This window comes from Geodermatophilus sp. SYSU D00815 (genome assembly GCF_054050035.1).
Genome location: NZ_JBJGYO010000008.1, coordinates 163,787 through 184,940, shown reverse-complemented (window position 1 = coordinate 184,940; position 21,154 = coordinate 163,787). Strand labels below are relative to the sequence as shown.

Sequence of the window (21,154 nt, the reverse complement as noted above, 5' to 3'; positions counted from 1 at the left end):
CCCCCCCCCCCCCCCCCCCCCCCCCCCCCCCCCCCCCCCCCCCCCCCCCCCCCCCCCCCCCCCCCCCCCCCCCCCCCCCCCCCCCCCCCCGGGGGACCAGGTCAGTCGTCGGAGCCGTGACCGCTGTCGTCGTCGCCGCCGCGGTCACCGCCGTTGTCGTCACCGGGCGGGTCGTCGGACCCGTGGCCACCGCGGTCGCCGCCGTTGTCGTCACCGGGCGGGTCGTCCGAGCCGTGCCCGCCACTGGAGGACGAGGCGGTCGGCGACGAGGACGGGGTGGCCGCGGGCGACGAGGAGGACGACGACCGCGAGTCGTCGTCGCGGCCCTCGTCGTCGGTCTCGACGAAGAACTGCGGCGAGCCGGACGCGCAGGTCACGTAGACCTCGACCTTCTGCGTCGCGCTCTCGAACTCCACGTGGTCGGCGTAGTGCTCGACCGACCAGCCGGCGGCGGGGGCACCGGCCAGCTGCGGGACGCCGTCGACGCAGGAGGCGAGCACGGTGCCGCCGGCGGTCACCTGCTCCCCCGACGGGACGGCGGGCGGGGAGGCGCTCGGCGTGACCGACGCCGCCGACGGGGACGTCGCCGCCCCCGTCCCGGCCGGGCTCACGCTGACGCTGCTGGCGGCCGGCTCGGCGGCGTCGGCCAGGGACACGGCGAGGAATCCGACGCCGACGGCGGCGGCAACGGCCGCGAGCCAGACGCCGGCGAGACCCAGGGTGCGCTTCATGGGGCAGAGCCTGCGGGCGCCGGGGTTAAGCCCATCCCAAGGAAGGGTCATGCTCCGGCCGAACCTCTCCCCCGCGGCCCGGGCCGCGCCCTAGCCTCCGCACCGTGGCCCAGTTGCTGGTCGTCGAGGACGACGAACGCATCCGCACGGCCCTGATCCGGGCGCTGCGCGACCGCGGCCACGCCGTGAGCTCCGCCGGCACCGCGATGAGCGGTCTGCAGCAGGCCGTCGAGTCCCGACCGGACCTCGTCGTCCTCGACCTCGGGCTGCCGGACCTGGACGGCGCGGAGCTGCTGCGCATGCTGCGCGCGGTCTCGTCGGTGCCGGTCATCGTGGCCACCGCGCGCGACGACGACGGCAGCGTCGTCTCGGCGCTGGACGCCGGCGCCGACGACTACGTGCTCAAGCCGTTCCAGGCGGGGCAGCTCGAGGCGCGCATCCGGGCGGTCCTGCGCCGCGCGGGCGGCGGGGACAGCGGGCCCGCGGCGGTCACCGTCGCCGACCTCACCGTCGACCCGCGCAGCCGGAGGGTGACCCTGGCCGGCCGGCCGGTGGAGCTGGCACCCAAGGAGTTCGACCTGCTGGCCTACCTCGCCGCGCGCGTCGGCACCGTGGTGCCCAAGCGCGAGCTGCTCCGCGAGGTGTGGCAGCTGCCCTACGGCGGCTCCGACAAGACCGTCGACGTCCACCTGTCGTGGCTGCGCCGCAAGCTCGGCGAGTCGGCCGCCGCGCCCCGGCTGATCCAGACCGTGCGCGGCGTCGGGGTCCGCCTCTCCGAGCCCGACGGCGAGCCCGGGGCCGAGCCCGCGCCGTGAGACGGCGGATCACCCTCCTGGTCGCCGCGACCACCTCGGTCGTGCTGCTGGCCTTCCTGCTGCCCGCCGCCTCCCTGGTGGCCCGGGTCGCCGAGGCCCGGGCGCTGGACTCGGCGCGCCAGCAGCTGCAGTTCCTGGTGCCGAGCGTCGGGCTCGACGAGCGGCCGGACGTGCAGTCGGCGCTGGCCGGCACCGACGGCAGCGGCCGCCTGGCCGTCCGCTGGCCCGACGGCACGTGGCTGGGGACGGTCGGCAGGACGCCCGACGACGTGACCCCGCAGACCGCCACCGAGGTGGCCTCCGCCGAGGGGACGACCCTGGTGCAGCCGGTGCGGCGGGTGGAGGGCACCGCGGTGGTGGAGGCGTTCGTGCCCACCGCGCAGCTGCGGGCCGGCGTCCCCCGCACCTGGCTGGTCCTGGCCGGCCTGGGCCTGGTCCTCTTCCTGCTCGCCCTGCTCGTCGCCGACCGGCTGGCCAGGTCGCTGACCCGGCCGGTCACCGACCTGGCCGGGGTGGCGCACCGGCTCGGCAGCGGAGACCTCTCGGCCCGGGTGGAGCCGGCCGGTCCCCCCGAGGTCCGCGAGGTGGGGACGGCGGTCAACCGGCTGGCCGGCCGGATCGGCGAGCTGCTCGCCGCCGAACGGGAGTCCGCCGCCGACCTCGCCCACCGGCTGCGCACCCCGCTGACCGCGCTGCGGCTGGACGCGGAGGCCCTGCCCCCGGCGGACCGCGAGCGGGTGCTCGACGACGTCGACGCGCTCGCCCGCACGGTGGACGAGATCATCTCCGAGGCGCGCCGGCCGGTCCGCGAGGGCCTGGGCGCCACCGCCGACGTCACCACCGTGGTGGCCGACCGGGTCGCCTTCTGGTCGGTGCTCGCCGAGGAGGAGGGCCGCGCGCTGCGGCTGGAGCTCCCCGACGCCCCGCTGCCCGTGCGGGTGGCCGACCGCGACCTCGGGGCCGCCGTCGACGCGCTGCTGGGCAACGTCTTCGCGCACACGCCCGACGGCACCGGGTTCCGGGTGGCGGTGGTGGCCCGCCCCGACGGCGGCGCCGAGCTCACCGTGGCCGACTCGGGGCCCGGTCTGCGCGAGGAGTCGGTGGAGCGCGGCCGCAGCGGCGGCGGGTCCACCGGGCTGGGGCTGGACATCGCGCGGCGGACGGCGGAGCGCTCCGGCGGCGGGCTGCGCGTGACGTCGTCCCCCACCGGCGCCGAGGTGACCCTGGTCCTTGGGCCGCCGGCCTAGTCCGGCGCAAGTGCCGGCCAAGCGGGTCGGGGGACGGTGTTCCCGAGCGAGCCGCCACCCGGCGGCTCCGACGCGGAACGGAGACCCCATGCGCACCCCCCGACGGTCGGCCACCCTCGCCCTCGTGGCCGCGGCCGGCCTGACGCTCACCGCCTGCTCCACGACGGTGCGGGCGGAGGCCAAGCCGGTGGAGACGACCGCCGCCGAGGCCACCGAGCCCGCGGACCCGCCGGTGGAGGAGACCGGCGCCACCGCGACCCCGGAGCCGACCGAGCCGAGCACCCCCGCCACCGGCACCGGCGGGGAGGAGCTCCCGATCCCGGGTGCCGGGGTCCCCGGCGACGCCGGGCTCTGCCAGGCCGTCGCCGGCTGGTACGGCTACGTGGGACTCGCGCTGTTCGGGGTCGACGAGAACGGCAACATCGACCCCGCCGAGATCGTGCCGCTCCTCGAGCTGCTGCGGGACGCGCCCCAGGACCACCAGGACGCCGACGCCGCCCTGCTCGCCGCCGCCGACGACGTCTCCGCGGCCACCGACGAGGTGATCGACGAGGTCGAGGGGGGCACCCCGCTCCTCGACGCGATCGCGATCCTCGACCAGCCGATCACCACGTTCGGCGACGCCTGCATCGCCGCCGGCGTCGCGGTCTGAGCCGCGCCGGCGATCCCGCTCAGACCGGGCGCCCGCGCAGGACCCGCAGCCGCGGGCGGGCCAGCACGTCGAGGTCCGCCCGCGGGTCGGCGTCGTAGACGACGACGTCGGCGAGCGCGCCCTCCTCCAGGCACGGCAGCCCGAGCCAGTCCCTGGCGGCCCACGAGCCGGCCGCCAGGGCCGCCTCGGCGGGCAGCCCGGCCGCCGCCAGGGCGCGGATCTCGTCGGCGATGCGGCCGTGGGCGATCCCGCCGCCGGCGTCGGTGCCGGCGAACACCGGCACCCCGGCGTCGAACGCGGCCCGGACGACGGCCCCGGCCGAGGCGTGCAGCCGGCGCATGGTGGAGGCGTACGCCGGGAACCTCCGCTCCCCCGCCGCGGCGAAGCCGGGGAAGTTCTCGACGTTGACCAGCGTCGGGACGACGGCGGTGCCGCGGGCGGCCATGCGGCCGATGAGCTCCTCGGTCAGCCCGGTGCCGTGCTCGATGCAGTCGATGCCGGCGTCGATCAGGCCGGGCAGCGCGTCGGTGCCGAAGGTGTGCGCCGTGACCCGCGCCCCCTCGGCGTGCGCCGCCGCGATCGCCGCGGCCACCGTCTCGCCCGGCCACTCGGGCGCCAGGTCGCCGACGCCGCGGTCGATCCAGTCACCGACGAGCTTGACCCAGCCGTCGCCGCGGCGGGCCTGCGTGCGCACCGCGTCGGCGAGCCCGGCCGGCTCCACCTCCACCGCCAGGCCGGGGATGTACCGCTTGACCGCGGCGATGTGCCGGCCGGCCCGGATGATCCGCGGCAGCTCCGGGTCGTCGTCGAGGACCCGGGTGTCGACCGGCGAGCCGCAGTCCCGCAGCGCGAGGACGCCGGCGTCCCGCTCGGCCAGCGCCTGCGCCCGCAGCTGCGCGGGGTCCTCCGTGGGCACGCCGCCGGCGCCGATGCCGACGTGGCAGTGCGCGTCGACCAGCCCGGGCAGCAGCCAGCCGCCGCGGCTGACCGTCTCCGCGCCCGGGACCGGGTCGAACGTGATCCGCCCGTCGCGCACCCACAGGTCGCGGTGCTCGCCCTCGGGGAGGACGACGCCGGCGAGGTGCAGGCCGCCGGTGGTCACCGGCCGGGCCGGTCGTCCCTGAACTGGTCGAAGTCGAGCTTGGAGAGATCGGGCAGGCCCTGGCCGGGCGGGAGGCCGGGCATGCCGCCCGGCAGCCCGCCGGGGAAGCCGCCGTTGCCGCCCGGGAAGCCACCCGGCAGGCCGCCGGGCGCGCCCATGGGCCGACGGGCGGGCCCGCTCCTGCCCTTCCCCTTGCCCTTCTTGCCCTTCTTCGACTGGGCCTGCATCTGCCGGCCGCGGGCCTTCTTCGACATGGGGCCCATCCCGGGCAGGCCCATGCTGCCGGCCATCTGGCCCATCATCTTCTGGGCCTGGGCGAAGCGCTCCAGCAGCTGGTTGACGTCGGTGACGCTCACGCCGGAGCCGTTGGCGATGCGCACCCGCCGCGAGGCGTTGATGATCTTGGAGTTGACCCGCTCCTCGGGGGTCATCGAGCGGATGATCGCCGCCGTCCGGTCGAGGTCGCGGTCGTCGACCTGCTTGAGCTGCTCCTTCATCTGCCCGGCGCCGGGCAGCATGCCGAGCAGGTTGGCGATCGGCCCCATCTTGCGGATCGCCATCATCTGCTCGAGGAAGTCCTCGAGCGTGAAGCCCTCGCGGCTGACGAGCTTGCCGGCCATCTTCTCGGCCTGCTCGGCGTCGAAGGCCTGCTCGGCCTGCTCGATGAGCGTGAGCACGTCGCCCATGCCGAGGATGCGCGAGGCCATCCGCTCGGGGTGGAAGACGTCGAAGTCGGTGAGCTTCTCGCCGGTGGAGGCGAACATGATCGGCTGGCCGGTCACGTAGCGGACCGACAGCGCGGCACCACCGCGGGCGTCGCCGTCGAGCTTGGTGAGGACGACGCCGGAGAAGCCCACGCCGTCGCGGAACGCCTCGGCCGTGGTGACGGCGTCCTGGCCGATCATCGCGTCGACGACGAACAGCGTCTCGTCGGGGTGGACGGCGTCGCGGATGTCGGCGGCCTGCCGCATCAGCTCGGCGTCGATGCCCAGGCGGCCGGCGGTGTCGACGACGACGACGTCGTGCATGGTCCGGCGGGCGTGCTCGATGGAGTCGGCCGCGACGCGCACCGGGTCGCCGATGCCGTTGCCGGGCTCGGGCGCGAACACGTCGACGCCGGCCTGGCCGGCGACGATCGACAGCTGGTTGACGGCGTTGGGCCGCTGCAGGTCGGCGGCCACCAGCAGGGGCGTGTGGCCCTGCGACTTCAGCCAGCGGCCGAGCTTGCCGGCGAGGGTGGTCTTGCCCGAGCCCTGGAGGCCCGCGAGCATGATCACCGTCGGCGAGGTCTTGGCGTGGCGCAGCCGGCGGGTCTCGACGCCGAGGATCGCGATGAGCTCCTCGTTGACGATCTTGATGACCTGCTGGGCGGGGTTGAGCGCCTGGGAGACCTCGGCCCCGCGGGCCCGCTCCTTGATCGCGGAGATGAACGCCCGGACGACCGGCAGCGCGACGTCGGCCTCGAGCAGCGCGATGCGGATCTCCCGCGCCGTCGCGTCGATGTCGGCCTCGGTCAGCCGGCCCTTGCCCCGCAGGCCGGTGAAGACCTTGTCCAGGCGGTCGGAGAGCGTCTCGAACACAGCACGTCCTCGGAGGAGAAGTCAGGGCACGGCGCGGCCGCGCCTCCTGCACCCAGGGTAGTGGCCTCTCCCCGGGCACCGGGTGACGCGCTGGAGCGCCCCGGCCGCCGGGTCCGCCGCGAGCGGTGGGGCGGCGGGGCCTGGCTCAGGCCGCGCGGCTCAGGGGCACCGCCGTCACGGGGACGACGTCGCCCACCACCAGCGCGGTGCCGCAGTCGGCGCATGCCCACTCGGGGCACGCGCCGTCGTCGGTGTGGCCGTCGACGCACGGCGGCTGCACGAAGTCGCGGTCCTCGCCGCAGGACGGGCAGGGCCAGGTCCGGGTCTCCACGAGGCTCTCCCCCCAGGTCGCAGGCGGGACCGTTCCGTCCCGCTCCCCCGACGGTCGCACGGGGCACCGACAGTCCGCAGGACCTCACCCGGCGTGTCGGCTCAGGGGACGTCGGCCGGCGCCCCGCTCGCGGCGTCCACCAGCGCCGCCTCCACCCGCTTGCGCTGCTCCGGGTCGATCGGACCGCCCTCGGGGTTGATCACGTAGAAGCTGTCCGCCGCGTCGGCGCCGAACGTCTCGATCCGCGCCGAGGTGACGTCGAGCCCCTCGTCGGCGATGGCCGCGGTGAGCCGGTAGAGCAGCCCGGCGCGGTCGCTCGCCCGCACCTCGACGATGCCGGTGGCCACGCCGCTGACCTCGGAGTCGTGCCACGAGATCCGCGGCGGTGCGCCGCGGCCGGCGTCCTGGCGGTAGTCGGCCTCGCGCTGCCGCAGCCGGTCGGCCAGCGAGAGCGTGCCCTCCAGCGCCGCGCGCACCCCGTCGGCCAGGATCTCGGGCACCGGCGCCCGCCCGAAGCGGGGCCGGACGGCGAAGACCGCCGTCGCCGCGCCGTCCTCGGACGAGACCTTCGCGGCCCGCACGTCGAGCTGGTTGAGCGCGAGCACCCCGGCCAGGACGCTGAACAGCCCGTGCTGGTCGGGGGCGCCGATGGTGACCTGCTGGCCGTCGGCGACGTCCTGGACCCCGACCGTGAGCCTGCCGCGGGTGCCGCGCGGTCCCGGGACCGGGGCGGTGACCTGGGGCTCGGTGGGGTGCAGCACCGGCTCCGGCGCCCCCGCGGTGGTGCCCAGGCGGGCCTGCACGCGGGCGACCAGCCCGGCCACGAGGTGCGCCTTCCACGGCGACCAGGCCGAGGCGCTGGTGGCCGCGCCGTCGGCCTGGGCGACCGCGTGCAGCAGCTGCAGCACCGCGGGGTCGCGGCCGATGGTGTCGGCGACCCGGTCGACGGTGGCGGGGTCGTCGATGTCGCGGCGGGTGGCGGTGTCGGGCAGCAGCAGGTGGTGCCGCACCAGCGCGCCGACCGTCGCGACGTCGGCCGGCGTGAAGCCCATGCGGGCGGCGATCCCGGCGGCGATCGGCTCCCCGACGACGCTGTGGTCACCGGGCCAGCCCTTGCCGATGTCGTGCAGCAGCGCCCCGACCAGCAGCAGGTCGGGCCGGTCGACGTCGTGGGTGAGCTCCGCGGCGGCCGCGGCGGCCTCCACGAGGTGCCGGTCGACGGTGAAGCGGTGCCACGGGTGCCGCTGGGGCAGCGACCGGACGCGGTCCCACTCGGGCAGCAGCCGGGCCAGCAGGCCCTCCTGGTCGAGCTGCTCCAGGACGGCGACCGCGGGCCGGCCGCTGGCGAGCAACCGCAGGAACGACCAGCGGACCTCCGCGGGCCAGGGCTCCGGCAGCGGCGGCGTGTGCACCGCGAGCACCTTGAGCGTGTACGGCGACAGCGGCAGGTCGGCCCGGGCGGCGGCCGCGGCGGCGCGCAGCAGCAGGCCGGGGTCGGCGGCCGGCCGGGCGTCGCGGGCCAGCACGACCTCGTCGCCCTGCCGGACCACGCCGTCGGCCAGCGGCTCGCGGCGGACCCGCCGGTAGCGGCCGCGGGGCCGGCGGACCAGCGCCGCGTCGACCCGCCGCCAGGTCTCGTCGGCGACGAAGGCGAGCCGGCGGCCGGCCAGGCTCACCTCGCGCAGCAGCGCGTCCTCGTCGGCCAGGCCCAGCGCGTCGGCCACCGGCCGCTGCTCCTGGCGGACCAGGACGTCGCTGGGCCGGCCGCTGCGCCGGCGCAGCTCGTCGCGGACGTCGAGGAGGAACGCGTAGGCCTGCTCGGCCTCGGCGGTGGGCTCGTCGGCGAGCTGGGCGGCCGCCACCGCGCGCAGCACCTGCCCCTCGCGCAGGCCGCCGTAGGCCTCCTTGAGGTCCGGCTCGAGCAGGAAGGCCAGCTCGCCGAGCTGGCGCGCGCGCCCCCGGCGCAGGTCGCGCAGCTGGGGCAGCAGCTTCGCGGCCGAGGAGCGCCAGCTGGCCAGCGTCGCCGCGCGCAGGCCGGCGGCCAGCTCGGCGTCGCCGGCGACGAGGCGGGCGTCGAGCAGCCCGAGGCCGGCCTTGACGTCGGCCGAGGCCACCGAGACCGCCTCCGGCACCGACCGCACGGAGTGGTCCAGGCGCAGGCCGGCGTCCCAGATCGGGTACCAGAGGGCGTCGGCGAGGGCGGCGATCTCGGGGCGGCCGTCGTGGACCAGCACCAGGTCGAGGTCGCCGTGCGGCGGGAGCTCCCGCCGTCCCAGGCTGCCGACGGCGACCAGCGCCAGGCCCTGGGTACCGGAGCGGGGCGGCGCGGCGCCCTTGCGCTGCTTGGGCGGCGGCGTCCCCGCGACCGCGTCGGCCAGCAGGCCGGTCAGCCAGGAGTCCAGCGCCTGCACCCGCTCGGCGCGCGACCGCCCCGGCAGCGCCTCGATGTCCAGCACGTCGTCCCCTCTGCGCGACCGGTCCAGCTCCGGTGGAAGTGCGTCGGCCGGGGCGGTGTCGGTCACCCACCGCCCCGGCCCCGCTGCCCCGGCCGACGGGTGTGCTCAGCCGCTGCTCAGAGCGCGTCGTCCCCGCGCTCGCCGGTGCGGACCCGCACGATCTCGTCGATCGTGGTGACCCACACCTTGCCGTCGCCGATCTGCCCCGTGGAGGCGGCCTCCACGACGGCGTCGACCACGCGGGCGGCGTCGAGCTCGCTGACGACGACCTCGATCCGGACCTTCGGCACGAAGTCCACCTGGTACTCCGCCCCGCGGTAGACCTCGGTGTGACCCCGCTGGCGGCCGAAGCCCTGGACCTCGCTGACCGTCAGGCCGGCGATCCCGATCAGCTCGAGGGCGTTCTTCACGTCGTCGAGCTTGAACGGCTTGATGATGGCGGTGACGAGCTTCACGCTCCGACCCCTTCCGTGCTACGGGTCGCGCCGCCGGGGATGGCAGACGCCTGGCCGACCACCGATGCTCCCCCACCGCCGCCGAGCGACGCGAAGTCGTAGCCCGACTCGGCGTGCACGACGGTGTCGATGCCGGTGACCTCGTCCTCCTCGGAGATCCGGAAGCCCATGGTCCGCTGGATGACGAAGCCGATGACGAAGGTGACGACGAAGGAGAAGACCAGGACGGCGATCGCGCCGACGGCCTGCCGCCAGAGCTGGTCGATGCCGCCGCCGTAGAAGAGCCCGTCGACGCCGGCCGTGGTGGCCGCCGAGGCGAACAGGCCGACCGCGAGCGTGCCCCACAGGCCGCCGACGAGGTGGACGCCGACGACGTCGAGCGAGTCGTCGTAGCCCAGCTTGTACTTCAGGCCCACGGCCAGGGCGCAGAGGACGCCGGCGATCAGGCCGACGAAGATCGCGCCGACCGGGGTGACCGAGGAGCAGGCCGGGGTGATCGCGACCAGGCCGGCCACGACCCCGGACGCCGCACCCAGCGAGGTGGCGTGGCCGTCGCGGATCTTCTCCGTGGCCAGCCAGCCCAGGGCCGCGGCGGAGGTGGCGACCAGCGTGGTCACGAAGACCTCGGCGGCCTGGCCGTTGGCCGAGAGGGCCGAGCCGGCGTTGAAGCCGAACCAGCCGAACCACAGCAGCCCGGCGCCGGCCATGACCAGCGGCAGGTTGTGCGGCCGCATCGGGTCGCGGCCGAACCCGCGGCGCTTGCCCAGCACCAGCGCGAGGGCCAGGCCCGCCGCGCCGGCGTTGATGTGCACCGCGGTGCCACCGGCGAAGTCGATCGCGAGCAGGCTGTTGGCGATCCAGCCACCGGTCTCGGACTCCGCGCCGTCGAACGCGAAGACCCAGTGCGCCACCGGGAAGTAGACGATCGTGGCCCAGATGCCCGCGAAGACCATCCACGGGCCGAAGCGGGCGCGGTCGGCGACGGCGCCCGAGATCAGCGCCACCGTGAGGATGGCGAACATGGCCTGGAAGGCGACGAAGGCCATCGACGGGACCGTGAAGACCAGCTCGCTGGCCGCGAAGCCGTTGTCGATGCCCTCGGTGCCGAGCAGGCCGGACAGGCCGAAGAACTCGAACGGGTTGCCCAGCAGGCCGCCGCCGACGTCGTCGCCGAAGGCCATCGAGTAGCCGTAGAGGACCCACAGGACGCCGATCAGCGCGAGGGCCCCGAAGCTCATCATCATCATGTTGAGGACGCTCTTCGCGCGGACCATGCCGCCGTAGAAGAGCGCCAGACCTGGGGTCATCAGCAGCACCAGTGCGGCGCTGGCCAGGACCCAGGCGGTGTCGCCGGTGTCCACGGCAACCTCCTGACGGGATCGGTGTGGTCCGGTCCTGGTCGACCGGCCACGGAGGACGGACCCGGGCGGCGTGCGCACCGGGACGGGTGGGGTGGGACCGGCGCCCCCGTCCCTGGGGGCGACGTGGCGTTCACGGTGCCGTCGGCCTGTTTCGTCCGGACGCGCGGCGCTGTTTCGGCACGGTGAACTCCGCGCCGCGTGTCCCGCGGTTGTGTTCCAGCCGTGTTGCGCGGGCCCCGGCCGGTGGCCGACGCCACATCCGCCGCTCGCCGATCGGCCCACCGACCGTCGCAGTTGCAAACCATGTGCAATAAGGTCGGAGCGCAGCAGACCCCACCGACCCAGGAGGCGACGTGCACGTCCCCGACGGATTCCTCGATGCCGGCACGTCGGTGGCGACGGCCGCGGTGGCCGCCGGCGCCGTGGCGGTGGCGCTGCGCGGCGCGCGGCGGGAGCTCGACGAGCGCACCACCCCGCTGGCGGGGCTCACCGCCGCCTTCGTCTTCGCCGTCCAGATGATGAACTTCCCGGTCGCCGCCGGGACCAGCGGCCACCTCATCGGCGGCGCCCTCACCGCGGTCCTGGTCGGGCCGTGGACGGCGGTGCTGTGCATGACCGTCGTCCTCATGGTCCAAGCCCTGCTCTTCGCCGACGGCGGGCTGACCGCGCTGGGCACCAACGTGACCCTGATGGCGGTCGTGGCGGTGGCCGTCGGCTACGGCACCGCCCGGCTGCTGGTGCGGGTCCTCCCCCGAACCCGCACCTCGCTGCTGGCCTCGGCCGGCGTGGGCGCGTTCCTCTCGGTGCCCGTCGCCGCGCTCGCCTTCGTGGGTCTGTTCGCCGTCGGCGCGGTCGCCGACGTCCCGCTGGGCACGGTGACGGCGACCATGCTCGGCGTGCACCTGCTCATCGGCCTGGGCGAGGCGGCGATCACCGTGGCGGTGCTCGGCGCCGTCCTCGCCGTCCGGCCCGACCTGGTGCACGGCGCGCGGCACCTGCGCCGCGACCTGGCCCTCGCCGAGCGGCCCGCCGCCCCGGCGGCCACCGGGGGTGCCCGGTGAAGGGCCGCACGGGCTTCTGGATCGCGGGCGTCCTGCTCGCCCTGCTGATCGCCGGCGTGGGCAGCTACTACGCCAGCTCCTCCCCCGACGGGCTCGAGTACAGCGCCGAGGAGACCGGCTTCGCGCACACCGCCGAGGACAGCGCGGTCGCCGGCTCGCCGCTGGCCGACTACGCGGTGAGCGGGGTCGAGGACGGCTGGCTCTCCGGCGGCCTGGCCGGGGTGATCGGCGTCGTCGTGACCCTGGTCGTGGCCGGCGGGCTCACCCTCGTGGTGCGCCGGCGCCGCGCCGCGCAGCCGGCCGACAGCAGCGCCTGAGGTGGGTGCGGCGCACGCCGGCGTCCTCGGCGCCGCCGCCACCGGGGACGACACCGTCGTCCACCGGCTGCCGCCGCACCTGAAGCTGGTCGCCGTCCTCGCGTTCGCGCTGGCCGCCGTGGCCGTCCCCGTGCACGCGGCCTGGGCGCCCGCGGCGTACGCCGCCGACCTGGTCCTCGTGCTGGCGGTCGCCGCGGTCGCGCGGGTGCGGCCGGGGCGGCTGTCCCGCGCGCTGGTCGTCGAGATCCCGTTCCTGCTCTTCGCGCTGCTGCTGCCGTTCGTCGCCCGCGGGCCGCGGGTGGAGGTGGCCGGGCTGTCGCTGTCGGAGAGCGGGCTGGCCACCGGCGGGGGCATCCTGGCCAAGGCGACGCTGTCGGTGCTCGCCGCCACCGTGCTGGCCGCCACCACCGACCCGCGCGCGCTGGTCCGCGGCCTGGAGCGGCTGCGCCTGCCCGCGGTGCTGGTGCAGATCCTCATGTTCATGGTCCGGTACGCCGACGTGGTCGGCGGCGAGCTGCGCCGCATGCGGGTGGCCCGCGAGTCCCGCGGCTTCCGCGCCCGGCACCTCGGCGCGCTGCGCGTGCTGGGTCCGGCCGCCGGGTCGCTGTTCATCCGCTCCTACGAGCGGGGCGAGCGCGTGCACCTGGCGATGCTGTCGCGCGGGTACACCGGGCGCCTGCCCACCGGCCCCACCGCGCCCGCCGGCGCCGCCGCCTGGCTCACCGCCCTCACCCTGCCCGCGGCGGCCGCGGCGGTGCTGGTGGCGGGGATGCTGTGGGGGTGAGCACCTCCCCGCCGTCGCTGCTCGTCGAGGACCTCGCGTTCGCCTACCCGGACGGGCACCAGGCCCTCTACGGCGTCGACCTGCGCATCGAGCGCGGCGAGCGGGTGGCGCTGCTGGGGCCCAACGGCGCCGGCAAGACGACGCTGGTCATGCACCTCAACGGCATCCTGCGCGGCGGGCGCGGGCGGGTGGAGGTGGCCGGCCTGCCGGTGGAGGGCCCGGCGCTGCAGGAGGTCCGCCGGCGGGTCGGCATCGTGTTCCAGGACCCCGACGACCAGCTGTTCATGCCCACCGTCGGCGAGGACGTCGCCTTCGGCCCGCGCAACCTCGGGCTGCCCGAGCCGGAGGTGGCCGCCCGGGTGGCGGCGGCGCTGGCGCAGGTGGGCATGAGCGGGTCGGCCGACCGGCCGCCGCACCACCTGTCGTTCGGCCAGCGACGCCGGGTCGCCGTCGCCACGGTGCTGTCGATGCACCCCGAGGTCCTGGTGCTCGACGAGCCGTCGTCCAACCTCGACCCGGCCGGGCGCCGCGAGCTCGCCGAGGTCCTCGAGGCGCTGCCGGTGACGATGCTGATGGTCACCCACGACCTGCTCTACGCCCTGCAGCTGTGCCCCCGCGCCGTCGTCCTGGACGGCGGCGTCGTGGTCGCCGACGGCCCGACGCGGGAGCTGCTGGCCGACCCCGACCTGCTCGCGGCGCACCGCCTCGAGCTGCCGTACGGGGTCGACCCGCGCGCGCTGCGCTAGCCGTCCCGCCGAGGAGGCACCCCGCGCCCGCCGTGCCGGCGCGCACCGGTCGCCTCCTCGGCGGGACGGCGGTGCGCTCAGGCGGCCCGGTCGGTCTCGGCGCCGCCGACCAGCGCCTCGGCGAACGCCCGCGGCTCGAACGGCGCCAGGTCGTCGGGCCCCTCGCCGAGCCCGATGAGCTTGACCGGGATGCCGAGCTCGCGCTGCACCGAGATGACGATGCCGCCCTTGGCCGTGCCGTCGAGCTTGGTGAGGACGACGCCGGTGACGTCGACCGCCTCGGTGAACACCCGCGCCTGGACCACGCCGTTCTGGCCGGTCGTGGCGTCGAGCACGAGCAGCGTCTCGGTGACCGGCGCCTGCTTCTCGACCACCCGCTTGATCTTGCCCAGCTCGTCCATCAGGCCGGACTTGGTGTGCAGCCGGCCGGCGGTGTCGACGACGACGGTGTCGACCTCGCCCTCCATGCCGGTGCGCACGGCCTCGAAGGCCACCGACGCGGGGTCGCCGCCCTCGCGCCCGCGCACGGTGAGGACGCCGACCCGCTCGCCCCACGTCTCCAGCTGGTCGGCGGCGGCGGCCCGGAAGGTGTCGGCGGCGCCGAGGACGACGCTCTTGCCGTCGCCGACGAGCACCCGGGCGACCTTGCCGACCGTCGTCGTCTTGCCGGCGCCGTTGACGCCCACGACCAGGACGACGCCGGGCTTGCCCTCGTGCCGGTCGACGCCGAGGGAGCGGTCGAGGTCGGGGCCGAGGACGGCGGTGAGCTCGCGCACGAGCAGGTCGCGCAGCTGCTCGCCCGAGGCGGTGGCCAGCACCATCGACTGGGTCCGCAGCCGCTCGACGATCTGCGTGGTCGCGGCGACGCCGACGTCGGCGGACAGCAGGGTCTCCTCGACCTCCTCCCAGTCGTCCTCGGTCAGCTTCTCGCGGGCCAGCACGGTGAGCAGACCGCGCCCGAGCGACGACTGCGAGCGGGCCAGGCGGGAGCGCAGCCGCACCAGGCGGCCGGCCGAGGGCAGCGGCGTCTCGAAGACCAGGCCCGGCTCGGGCTCGGCCGGGGGCAGCTCGACCTCGGGCGCCGCCTCGGGCTGCACGGTGTCGGGCGCGACCTGGTCGGCGGGGCGGGTGGGGGGCGGCGCGGCGGTCGCCCCCGACGGCCGCTCGGTCGGCGGCGCCTGCGGTGGGCGGGGCCGGGTCAGCGTCGTGCCGCTCGCGGCGTCGTCGTCCAGACGGGTGGTCCTGCGGCCGCGGCTCATGAGCAGGCCGACCCCGGCGATCAGGGCGATCACCAGGATCGCGATCGCGATGAGCACGAATTCCATGCCCCGATCCTCCCAGCACCGATCAGGTGACACCTGGGCGGAACACGGGTCGGTAGGGAAAGGTGTCCGCTCGTGACCGCACCCCGCACCGACGGCCCCGCCCTGCTGCTCGGCCCGCTGCTGCGGCACGTCGACCCCGTGTCGGCCACGGTGTGGGTGGAGACCGACCGCGCGTGCGAGGTGTCGGTGCTCGGCCGCCGGTCGCGCACGTTCTGCGTCGGCGGCCACCACTACGCCCTGGTCCTCGTCGAGGACCTCGAGCCGGGCAGCACCACGCCCTACGAGGTGCACCTCGACGGCCGGCGCGCGTGGCCGCCGCGGGCGTCGTCGTTCCCGCCCAGCCGGATCCGCACCCCGGGTCGCCCGGGCCCGTTCCGCATCGCGTTCGGCTCCTGCCGGTACGCCTCCCCCACCACCGTCGACGTCCGCCAGGGCATCCCGCCCGACGCGCTGGACGCCTACGCGACCCGGATCGCGGCGACGCCGGAGGACGAGTGGCCCGACGCGCTGGTCCTCCTCGGCGACCAGGTCTACGCCGACGAGCTGACGCCGCACACCCGGCGCTGGCTGCGCCTGCGCCGCGGCGAGGAGGTGCGCCCGGACGCGCAGATCTCCGACTTCGAGGAGTACACCAGGCTCTACGCCGAGTCCTGGAGCGATCCGCAGGTGCGCTGGCTGCTGTCGACCATCCCGTCCTCGATGATCTTCGACGACCACGAGATGATCGACGACTGGAACACCTCCCGCGCCTGGCGCGACGAGGTGGCGACGTCGGACTGGTGGGAGGAGCGGATCAGCGGCGGGCTGGTCAGCTACTGGGTCTACCAGCACCTGGGCAACCTCAGCCCGCAGGAGCTCGCGGAGAACCAGACCTGGCAGGCGGTGCGCGCGCTCGGCGACAGCGGGTCGGACGACGCCGAGCCGATCCTGCGCAAGATGGCGCACCAGGCCGACGCCGAGCCGGTCGGCGTCCGCTGGAGCTACGTGCGGCACTGGGGCAGCGCCCGCATGATCATGATCGACAGCCGGGCCGGGCGGGTGCTCGACGAGCAGCACCGGCGCATGCTCGACGACGACGAGTTCGACTGGGTCGAGGCCGCGATGCGCCGGGCCGTCGAGGAGGACGTCGAGCACCTGGTGATCGGCACCTCGCTGCCGTGGTTGCTGCCGCCGGCGATCCACCAGCTGGAGCGCTGGAACGAGACGCTCAACGTCCGGCACGAGGGGCGGCCGCTGGGCCGGCTCTCGGAGAAGCTGCGGCAGGCCGCCGACCTCGAGCACTGGGCGGCGTTCGGGGCCTCGTTCGAGCGGCTCGGGGCGGCGCTGGTCGCCCTGGGACGCGGGGAGCACGGCCGGGCACCGGCCAGCGCGCTGGTCCTCTCCGGCGACGTCCACCACGCCTACGCCGCCGAGCTGGTCTCCCCCGGCGGGCTGACCACGCGGGTGCACCAGCTGACCGTCTCGCCGCTGCACAACCAGGCCCCGCACCCGATCCGGGTCGGGTTCCGCATCGGTTGGAGCCGGTGGGCCCGCACGCTCACCACCGGGCTCGCGCGGCTGGCCCGCGTCCGGCGGATGCCCTACGAGTGGCAGAAGCAGGCCGGGCCCTTCTTCGGCAACCAGCTCGGGGAGCTGGTGCTCGACGGCGGCGACGCCCGGTTCGTGCTGTGGCTGACCGACCACGACGGCGGCGGCCGGGAAGGGCTGCGCCGGGTGCTGGACCTGCCCCTGACCGGTCCTGACACGCTGGAGGCATGACCAAGCCCGCCCCCGGTCCGGACCAGCCGCCGATCCCCGTGCGGCTGGTCACCTTCAACATCCGCCACGGCGCCGGCAGCGACGACCGGGTGGACCTCCCCCGTCTGGCCAGGGTGCTGCAGGCCGCCGACGCAGACGTCATCTGCCTGCAGGAGGTCGACCGCTACTACGGCGAGCGCAGCGAGGACGTCGACCAGGCGCTGCTGCTCTCCCGCGCGCTGGACATGCAGCTGGCGTGGGGGCCGGCGATCGACGAGCCCCGCACCGGCGGGCGGCCCGACAAGGAGTACGGCAACGCGCTGCTGTCGCGGCTGCCGATCCTGATCAGCGACGTCCACCCGCTGCCGGGCACCGGCGAGCCGCGCAGCGCGCTGCGCACCCTCCTCGAGCTCGACGGCGGCACGCTCTGGGTCACCAACACCCACCTCAGCCGGGGGTCCGGCGAGCAGCGGGCCGCCCAGCTGGCCGCGATCGCCGCCCTGCACACCGAGCGGATGGAGGGCGGCGTCGTCGTCGGCGACTTCAACACCTCGCCCGACGCCCCCGAGCTGGCGGCGCTGCAGCCGCTGTTCACCGACGCCTGGGACGTCGCCCGCGACCGCGCCAGCCGCCCCGGGTGGCGGTTCTGGCAGCACGGCGAGGGCTTCACCCACCCGGCCGGCTCCCCGCACCGGCGGATCGACCAGGTGTGGGTCACCGAGGGCGTGGCGGTGGCGTCGGCGCAGGTGCTCGACGGCCAGGGCGCTTCCGACCACCTGCCCCTCGCCGTCGACCTGGAGGTCCGCTCCGGGGTCTGACCACCGAGATGGCCATCTCGGTGGGGCCGTCAGGCGCTCTCGAGCTCCGGTTCGCGCAGGCGCTGGCTGATCACGCCGGTGATGCCGTCACCGCGCATGCTCACGCCGTAGAGCGCGTCGGCGATCTCCATCGTCCGCTTCTGGTGCGTGATGACGATCAGCTGGGACGTCGCCCGCAGCTGCTCGACGAGGGTGAGCAGCCGGCCGAGGTTGACGTCGTCCAGGGCCGCCTCGACCTCGTCGAGCACGTAGAACGGCGACGGCCGCGCCCGGAAGATCGCGACGAGCAGCGCGACCGCGGTCAGCGACCGCTCGCCGCCCGACAGCAGCGACAGCCGCTTGACCTTCTTGCCCGGTGGCCGGGCCTCGACCTCGACGCCGGTGGTGAGCATGTCCTCGGGGTCGGTGAGCACCAGCCGCCCGGAGCCGCCCGGGAAGAGGACGGCGAACACCTGCTCGAACTCCCGCGCCACGTCGGCGAACGCGCCGGCGAAGACGTCGTGGATGCGCTCGTCGACCTCGCGGACGACGGTCAGCAGGTCGCGGCGGGTGGCCTTGAGGTCCTCCAGCTGGGTGGCGAGGAAGCCGTGCCGCTCCTCCAGCGCCGCGAACTCCTCCAGCGCCAGCGGGTTGACCTTGCCCAGGGTGGCCAGGTCGCGCTCGGCCTTCGCCGCGCGGCGCTCCTGGGCGGCGCGGTCGTAGGGGGTCGGGCCGGGCTCGGGCTGCCCCGCCGCCTCGGCCGCGGCGAGCCGCTCCGGCGTCGGCGGCACCGGCGCGGCGGGGCCGTACTCGGCGATCAGCGTGGGCAGGTCGACGCCGAACTCCTCGGCGGCCCGGGCCTCCAGCGCCTCGATCCGGTAGCGCTGCTCGGTGCGGGCGACCTCGTCGCGGTGCACCTCGTCGGTGAGCCGGTCCAGCTCCGCGGTGGCGGCGCGGACCTGCCCGCGCACCTCGAGCAGCTCGGCCTCGCGGGCGGAGCGGGCGGCGGCCAGCGCGTCGCGCTCGGTGGCGGCGCGGGCCAGCGAGATCTGCAGCGCGGCGAGGGCGGCCTCGGCGTCGGCGCGGACGCGGGCGGCCACGCGCGCGCCCCGCTCGCGGGCGGCCCGGGCGGCGGCGGCCCGCTCGCGGGCGGCGCGCTCCTGGCGGGCCTGCCGGCGCAGCGACTCGGCCCGCCCGGACAGCGCCCGCGCCCGCTCCTCGGCCGTGCGGACGGCGAGCCGCGCCTCGGTCTCGGACTGCCGGGCGGCGGCCACCTCGAGGCGCAGCCGGTCGCGCTCCTCGGTCGACGGCTCCTCCTCGACCGGCTCGGCCTCGGCGGCGGCCAGCCGCGCCTCGAGCTCGGCGAGCCGCGCGGCCGTCGTCTCCAGCGCCTGCTCGGCGCGCACGCGGGCGGCCGCGGAGCGCTCGGCCTCCGCGGCGGCGGACCGCGCGGCGGCGCCCAGCTCGGCGAGCGCGGCGGCCTCGGCCGACCGGCTCTTCTCGGCCGCCTGGCGCGCGGCCAGGGCGGCGTCGACGTCGGCCGAGCGCGCGGTGGCGACCTCGCGGGCCGCCGCCAGCTCCTCCGCCAGCTCGGCGGCGCGTGCCGCGGCGTGGTGGAGCTCGGCCTCCGCCTCGTCGACGCGGGCCCGCACCTCCAACCCCGACGGCGCGTCCTGCTGCCCGCCGACCGCCCAGTCGGCGCCGACCAGGTCGCCGCCGCGGGTGACCGCCCGGACCCGCGGGTGGGTGCGGACCAGCGTGACGGCGGCGTCCCGGGTCGGGACGACGGCGACCCGCTCGAGCGCCCGGGCCAGGGCGGGGCGCAGGTCCTCGGGCGCCTCGAGCAGGTCCAGCGCCCACCGGACGCCCTCGGGCAGCTCGGGCCACCCGTCCCGGGGCACCGGCGGCAGGCCGGCGGTGACCAGCAGGCCGGCGCGGCCGCCGGCCGTCTCCTCCAGGTGGGCCAGCGCGGCGGCGGCCTCGGCGACGCCGGCCACGACCACCGCCTCGGCCATCCCGCCCAGCGCGGCGGCGACGGCGACCTCCCAGCCGGGGGCCACCGACAGCTGCTCGGCCACCGGGCCCAGCACGCCGGGCAGGCCGGCGGCGAGGACGGCGGCGGCGCCGTCGACCGGGGCGAGCCCGAGGGCCAGCGCGTCGCGGCGGGCCTGCCAGGAGGCGCGGTCGCGCTCGGCGCCGCGCTCGGCCTCGGCCAGCTCGGTGACCGCCGCGGCGGCGGCCCGGTGCGCGGCCACGGCGTCCTCGTGCGCCGCGACCAGCGCGACGTCGGTGCCCTCCTGCTCGGCGACGGTGCTGCGCCGCTCGGCGAGCCGATCGGCCGCCACCTCGGCGCGGTCGGCGGCCTCCCCCGCGGCGAGGGCCAGGCGCTCGATCTCGGCCTCGCCGGCGCCGACCTTCGACCGCGCGGCGGCGACCTCGCCGGAGAGCCGCGCCAGCTTCTCGCGCCGGTCGGCGATCGCGCGGGCGGCGGCGACGACGGCGCGCTCGGCGTCGGTGAGCGCGGTCTCGAGCGCGGCGCGCTCGGCGACGACGGCCGCCAGCCGGCCGCGCTCGGCCTCGAGCTTCGCGGCGAGCTCGGCCTCGGTGGCGGCGACCCGGTCGGCCTCCGCCTCGAGCTGGTCGGGGTCGCGCCCGGTGCCGGCCACCGGCGGCGCGGCGGAGAGGTGGCGGTGGCGCTCGGCGGCCAGCTGGCCGATGCCGCGGAAGCGCTCGCCGAGGGCGGAGAGGCGGTACCAGGTGTCCTGGGCGGTCTGCAGCCGGGGCGCGTCGGCGGCGAGGGCGGACTCCAGCGCCGACTCGCGCCGGGACACCTCGGCCAGCTGCGCCTCGACGGCGCCGCGCCGGGCGCGGGCGGCGGCCTCGTCGGCGACGTCCTTGTCCAGCGCGTCGCGCAGCTGGACCAGGTCGTCGGCGAGCAGCCGCAGCCGGGCGTCGCGGAGGTCGGCCTGCACGCCGGCCGCCCGGCGGGCCACCTCGGCCTGCTTGCCCAGCGGCTTGAGCTGGCGGCGCAGCTCGGCGGTGAGGTCGGCGAGCCGGTCGAGGTTGGCCTGCATCCCGTCGAGCTTGCGGAGCGCCTTCTCCTTGCGCTTGCGGTGCTTGAGGACGCCGGCGGCCTCCTCGATGAAGGCGCGGCGGTCCTCGGGGCGGCCGGAGAGGACGGCGTCGAGCTGGCCCTGGCCGACGATGACGTGCATCTCCCGGCCGATGCCGGAGTCGCTGAGCAGCTCCTGGACGTCGAGCAGCCGGACCTTGTCGCCGTTGATCTCGTACTCGCTCTCGCCGGAGCGGTACATGCGGCGGGTGATCGACACCTCGGTGTAGTCGATCGGCAGGGCGCCGTCGGCGTTGTCGATCGTGAGCGTCACCTCGGCCCGGCCCAGCGGCGGGCGGCCGGCGGTGCCGGCGAAGATGACGTCCTCCATCTTGCCGCCGCGCAGGCTCTTGGCGCCCTGCTCGCCCAGGACCCAGGCGATGGCGTCGACGACGTTGGACTTGCCGGACCCGTTGGGCCCGACGACGGCGGTGATCCCCGGCTCGAGCCGCAGCGTGGTCGCCGACGCGAAGGACTTGAAGCCCTTCAGCGTGAGGCTCGACAGGTGCACGAGATCGGGATCTTAGCCGCGATCAGCCCTCCGA

At 76.4% G+C, this 21,154-nt stretch carries 18 protein-coding genes; 9 read left to right on the top strand and 9 right to left on the bottom strand.

The window, feature by feature from the left end:
• Window positions 1–101 precede the first annotated feature (101 nt).
• Window positions 102–731, bottom strand: coding sequence for a hypothetical protein (locus ACI78S_RS12300; protein WP_456973589.1), 630 nt, complete (start codon window positions 729–731; stop codon window positions 102–104).
• A 104-nt stretch (window positions 732–835) separates the two neighbouring features.
• Here ACI78S_RS12300 and ACI78S_RS12295 point away from each other — a divergent pair, with 104 nt between their 5' ends.
• The 3 genes from ACI78S_RS12295 to ACI78S_RS12285 all read left to right on the top strand — a co-directional run bounded on the left by ACI78S_RS12295 (window position 836) and on the right by ACI78S_RS12285 (window position 3,445).
• Complete coding sequence (locus tag ACI78S_RS12295) at window positions 836–1,546, top strand: response regulator transcription factor (RefSeq protein ID WP_456973587.1); 711 nt, start codon at window positions 836–838, stop codon at window positions 1,544–1,546.
• Window positions 1,543–2,793 (top strand): sensor histidine kinase, encoded by a 1,251-nt coding sequence (locus tag ACI78S_RS12290; protein WP_456973585.1) that lies wholly within the window; start codon window positions 1,543–1,545, stop codon window positions 2,791–2,793. The genes ACI78S_RS12295 and ACI78S_RS12290 overlap by 4 nt, the downstream gene beginning before the upstream one ends.
• 88 nt (window positions 2,794–2,881) lie before the next feature.
• Complete coding sequence (locus ACI78S_RS12285) at window positions 2,882–3,445, top strand: hypothetical protein (protein WP_456973583.1); 564 nt, start codon at window positions 2,882–2,884, stop codon at window positions 3,443–3,445.
• A 19-nt stretch (window positions 3,446–3,464) separates the two neighbouring features.
• On the opposite strand, the gene ACI78S_RS12280 is transcribed toward ACI78S_RS12285, so the two are convergent.
• The 6 genes from ACI78S_RS12280 to ACI78S_RS12255 form a co-directional block, all read right to left on the bottom strand.
• Window positions 3,465–4,547: an amidohydrolase family protein gene (locus ACI78S_RS12280; RefSeq protein WP_456973581.1), complete on the bottom strand. Its 1,083-nt coding sequence runs from the start codon at window positions 4,545–4,547 to the stop codon at window positions 3,465–3,467.
• A complete protein-coding gene (gene ffh, locus ACI78S_RS12275; RefSeq protein ID WP_456973579.1) occupies window positions 4,544–6,127 on the bottom strand; it encodes a signal recognition particle protein in 1,584 nt (527 codons plus the stop codon). Before ffh ends, ACI78S_RS12280 begins: the two co-directional genes overlap by 4 nt.
• Before the next feature lie 145 nt (window positions 6,128–6,272).
• The gene (locus ACI78S_RS12270; RefSeq protein ID WP_456973577.1) at window positions 6,273–6,458 is read right to left on the bottom strand and encodes a hypothetical protein; all 186 of its coding nucleotides are present in this window, start codon (window positions 6,456–6,458) and stop codon (window positions 6,273–6,275) included.
• A gap of 101 nt (window positions 6,459–6,559) precedes the next feature.
• Window positions 6,560–8,980 (bottom strand): [protein-PII] uridylyltransferase, encoded by a 2,421-nt coding sequence (locus ACI78S_RS12265; protein ID WP_456973575.1) that lies wholly within the window; start codon window positions 8,978–8,980, stop codon window positions 6,560–6,562.
• Between the two features lie 50 nt (window positions 8,981–9,030).
• A complete protein-coding gene (locus ACI78S_RS12260) occupies window positions 9,031–9,369 on the bottom strand; it encodes a P-II family nitrogen regulator (RefSeq protein WP_456540269.1) in 339 nt (112 codons plus the stop codon).
• On the bottom strand, window positions 9,366–10,730 hold the full coding sequence (locus ACI78S_RS12255; RefSeq protein ID WP_456973573.1) for an ammonium transporter: 1,365 nt from the start codon (window positions 10,728–10,730) through the stop codon (window positions 9,366–9,368). Before ACI78S_RS12255 ends, ACI78S_RS12260 begins: the two co-directional genes overlap by 4 nt.
• Before the next feature lie 353 nt (window positions 10,731–11,083).
• On the opposite strand from ACI78S_RS12255, the gene ACI78S_RS12250 reads away from it, so the two are divergent.
• From ACI78S_RS12250 to ACI78S_RS12235, 4 genes are read left to right on the top strand one after another with little or no spacing between them, the layout of a single operon-like run.
• The gene (locus tag ACI78S_RS12250) at window positions 11,084–11,791 is read left to right on the top strand and encodes an energy-coupling factor ABC transporter permease (protein ID WP_456973571.1); all 708 of its coding nucleotides are present in this window, start codon (window positions 11,084–11,086) and stop codon (window positions 11,789–11,791) included.
• Window positions 11,788–12,108, top strand: a complete 321-nt coding sequence (locus ACI78S_RS12245; protein WP_456973569.1) for a PDGLE domain-containing protein — start codon at window positions 11,788–11,790, stop codon at window positions 12,106–12,108. Before ACI78S_RS12250 ends, ACI78S_RS12245 begins: the two co-directional genes overlap by 4 nt.
• Window position 12,109: 1 nt before the next feature.
• Entirely contained in the window at window positions 12,110–12,892 is a 783-nt protein-coding gene (gene cbiQ / locus ACI78S_RS12240) for a cobalt ECF transporter T component CbiQ (protein WP_456973567.1), read from the top strand.
• The gene (locus tag ACI78S_RS12235) at window positions 12,889–13,638 is read left to right on the top strand and encodes an energy-coupling factor ABC transporter ATP-binding protein (protein WP_456973565.1); all 750 of its coding nucleotides are present in this window, start codon (window positions 12,889–12,891) and stop codon (window positions 13,636–13,638) included. The genes cbiQ and ACI78S_RS12235 overlap by 4 nt, the downstream gene beginning before the upstream one ends.
• Window positions 13,639–13,715: 77 nt before the next feature.
• Here the strand turns inward: ACI78S_RS12235 and ftsY are convergent, their stop codons facing one another.
• On the bottom strand, window positions 13,716–14,963 hold the full coding sequence (ftsY, locus tag ACI78S_RS12230) for a signal recognition particle-docking protein FtsY (protein ID WP_456973563.1): 1,248 nt from the start codon (window positions 14,961–14,963) through the stop codon (window positions 13,716–13,718).
• A gap of 72 nt (window positions 14,964–15,035) precedes the next feature.
• On the opposite strand from ftsY, the gene ACI78S_RS12225 reads away from it, so the two are divergent.
• Together ACI78S_RS12225 and ACI78S_RS12220 are read left to right on the top strand one after the other, a co-directional pair.
• Window positions 15,036–16,721 carry an alkaline phosphatase D family protein gene (locus ACI78S_RS12225; RefSeq protein WP_456973561.1) on the top strand — a complete coding sequence of 562 codons (1,686 nt, stop codon included), beginning with the start codon at window positions 15,036–15,038 and terminating at the stop codon, window positions 16,719–16,721.
• The gene (locus ACI78S_RS12220; protein ID WP_456973559.1) at window positions 16,718–17,518 is read left to right on the top strand and encodes an endonuclease/exonuclease/phosphatase family protein; all 801 of its coding nucleotides are present in this window, start codon (window positions 16,718–16,720) and stop codon (window positions 17,516–17,518) included. The genes ACI78S_RS12225 and ACI78S_RS12220 overlap by 4 nt, the downstream gene beginning before the upstream one ends.
• Before the next feature lie 29 nt (window positions 17,519–17,547).
• Here the strand turns inward: ACI78S_RS12220 and smc are convergent, their stop codons facing one another.
• Window positions 17,548–21,120: a chromosome segregation protein SMC gene (gene smc, locus ACI78S_RS12215; protein WP_456973557.1), complete on the bottom strand. Its 3,573-nt coding sequence runs from the start codon at window positions 21,118–21,120 to the stop codon at window positions 17,548–17,550.
• Between the last annotated feature and the right edge of the window lie 34 nt (window positions 21,121–21,154).

Bases quoted from the DNA above. Each gene is read 5' to 3' on its own strand.
- ACI78S_RS12300 (WP_456973589.1), bottom strand. From the start codon at position 731: ATGAAGCGCACCCTGGGTCTCGCCGGCGTCTGGCTCGCGGCCGTTGCC.
- ACI78S_RS12285 (WP_456973583.1), top strand. From the start codon at position 2,882: ATGCGCACCCCCCGACGGTCGGCCACCCTCGCCCTCGTGGCCGCGGCC.
- ftsY (WP_456973563.1), bottom strand. From the start codon at position 14,963: ATGGAATTCGTGCTCATCGCGATCGCGATCCTGGTGATCGCCCTGATC.
- ACI78S_RS12220 (WP_456973559.1), top strand. From the start codon at position 16,718: ATGACCAAGCCCGCCCCCGGTCCGGACCAGCCGCCGATCCCCGTGCGG.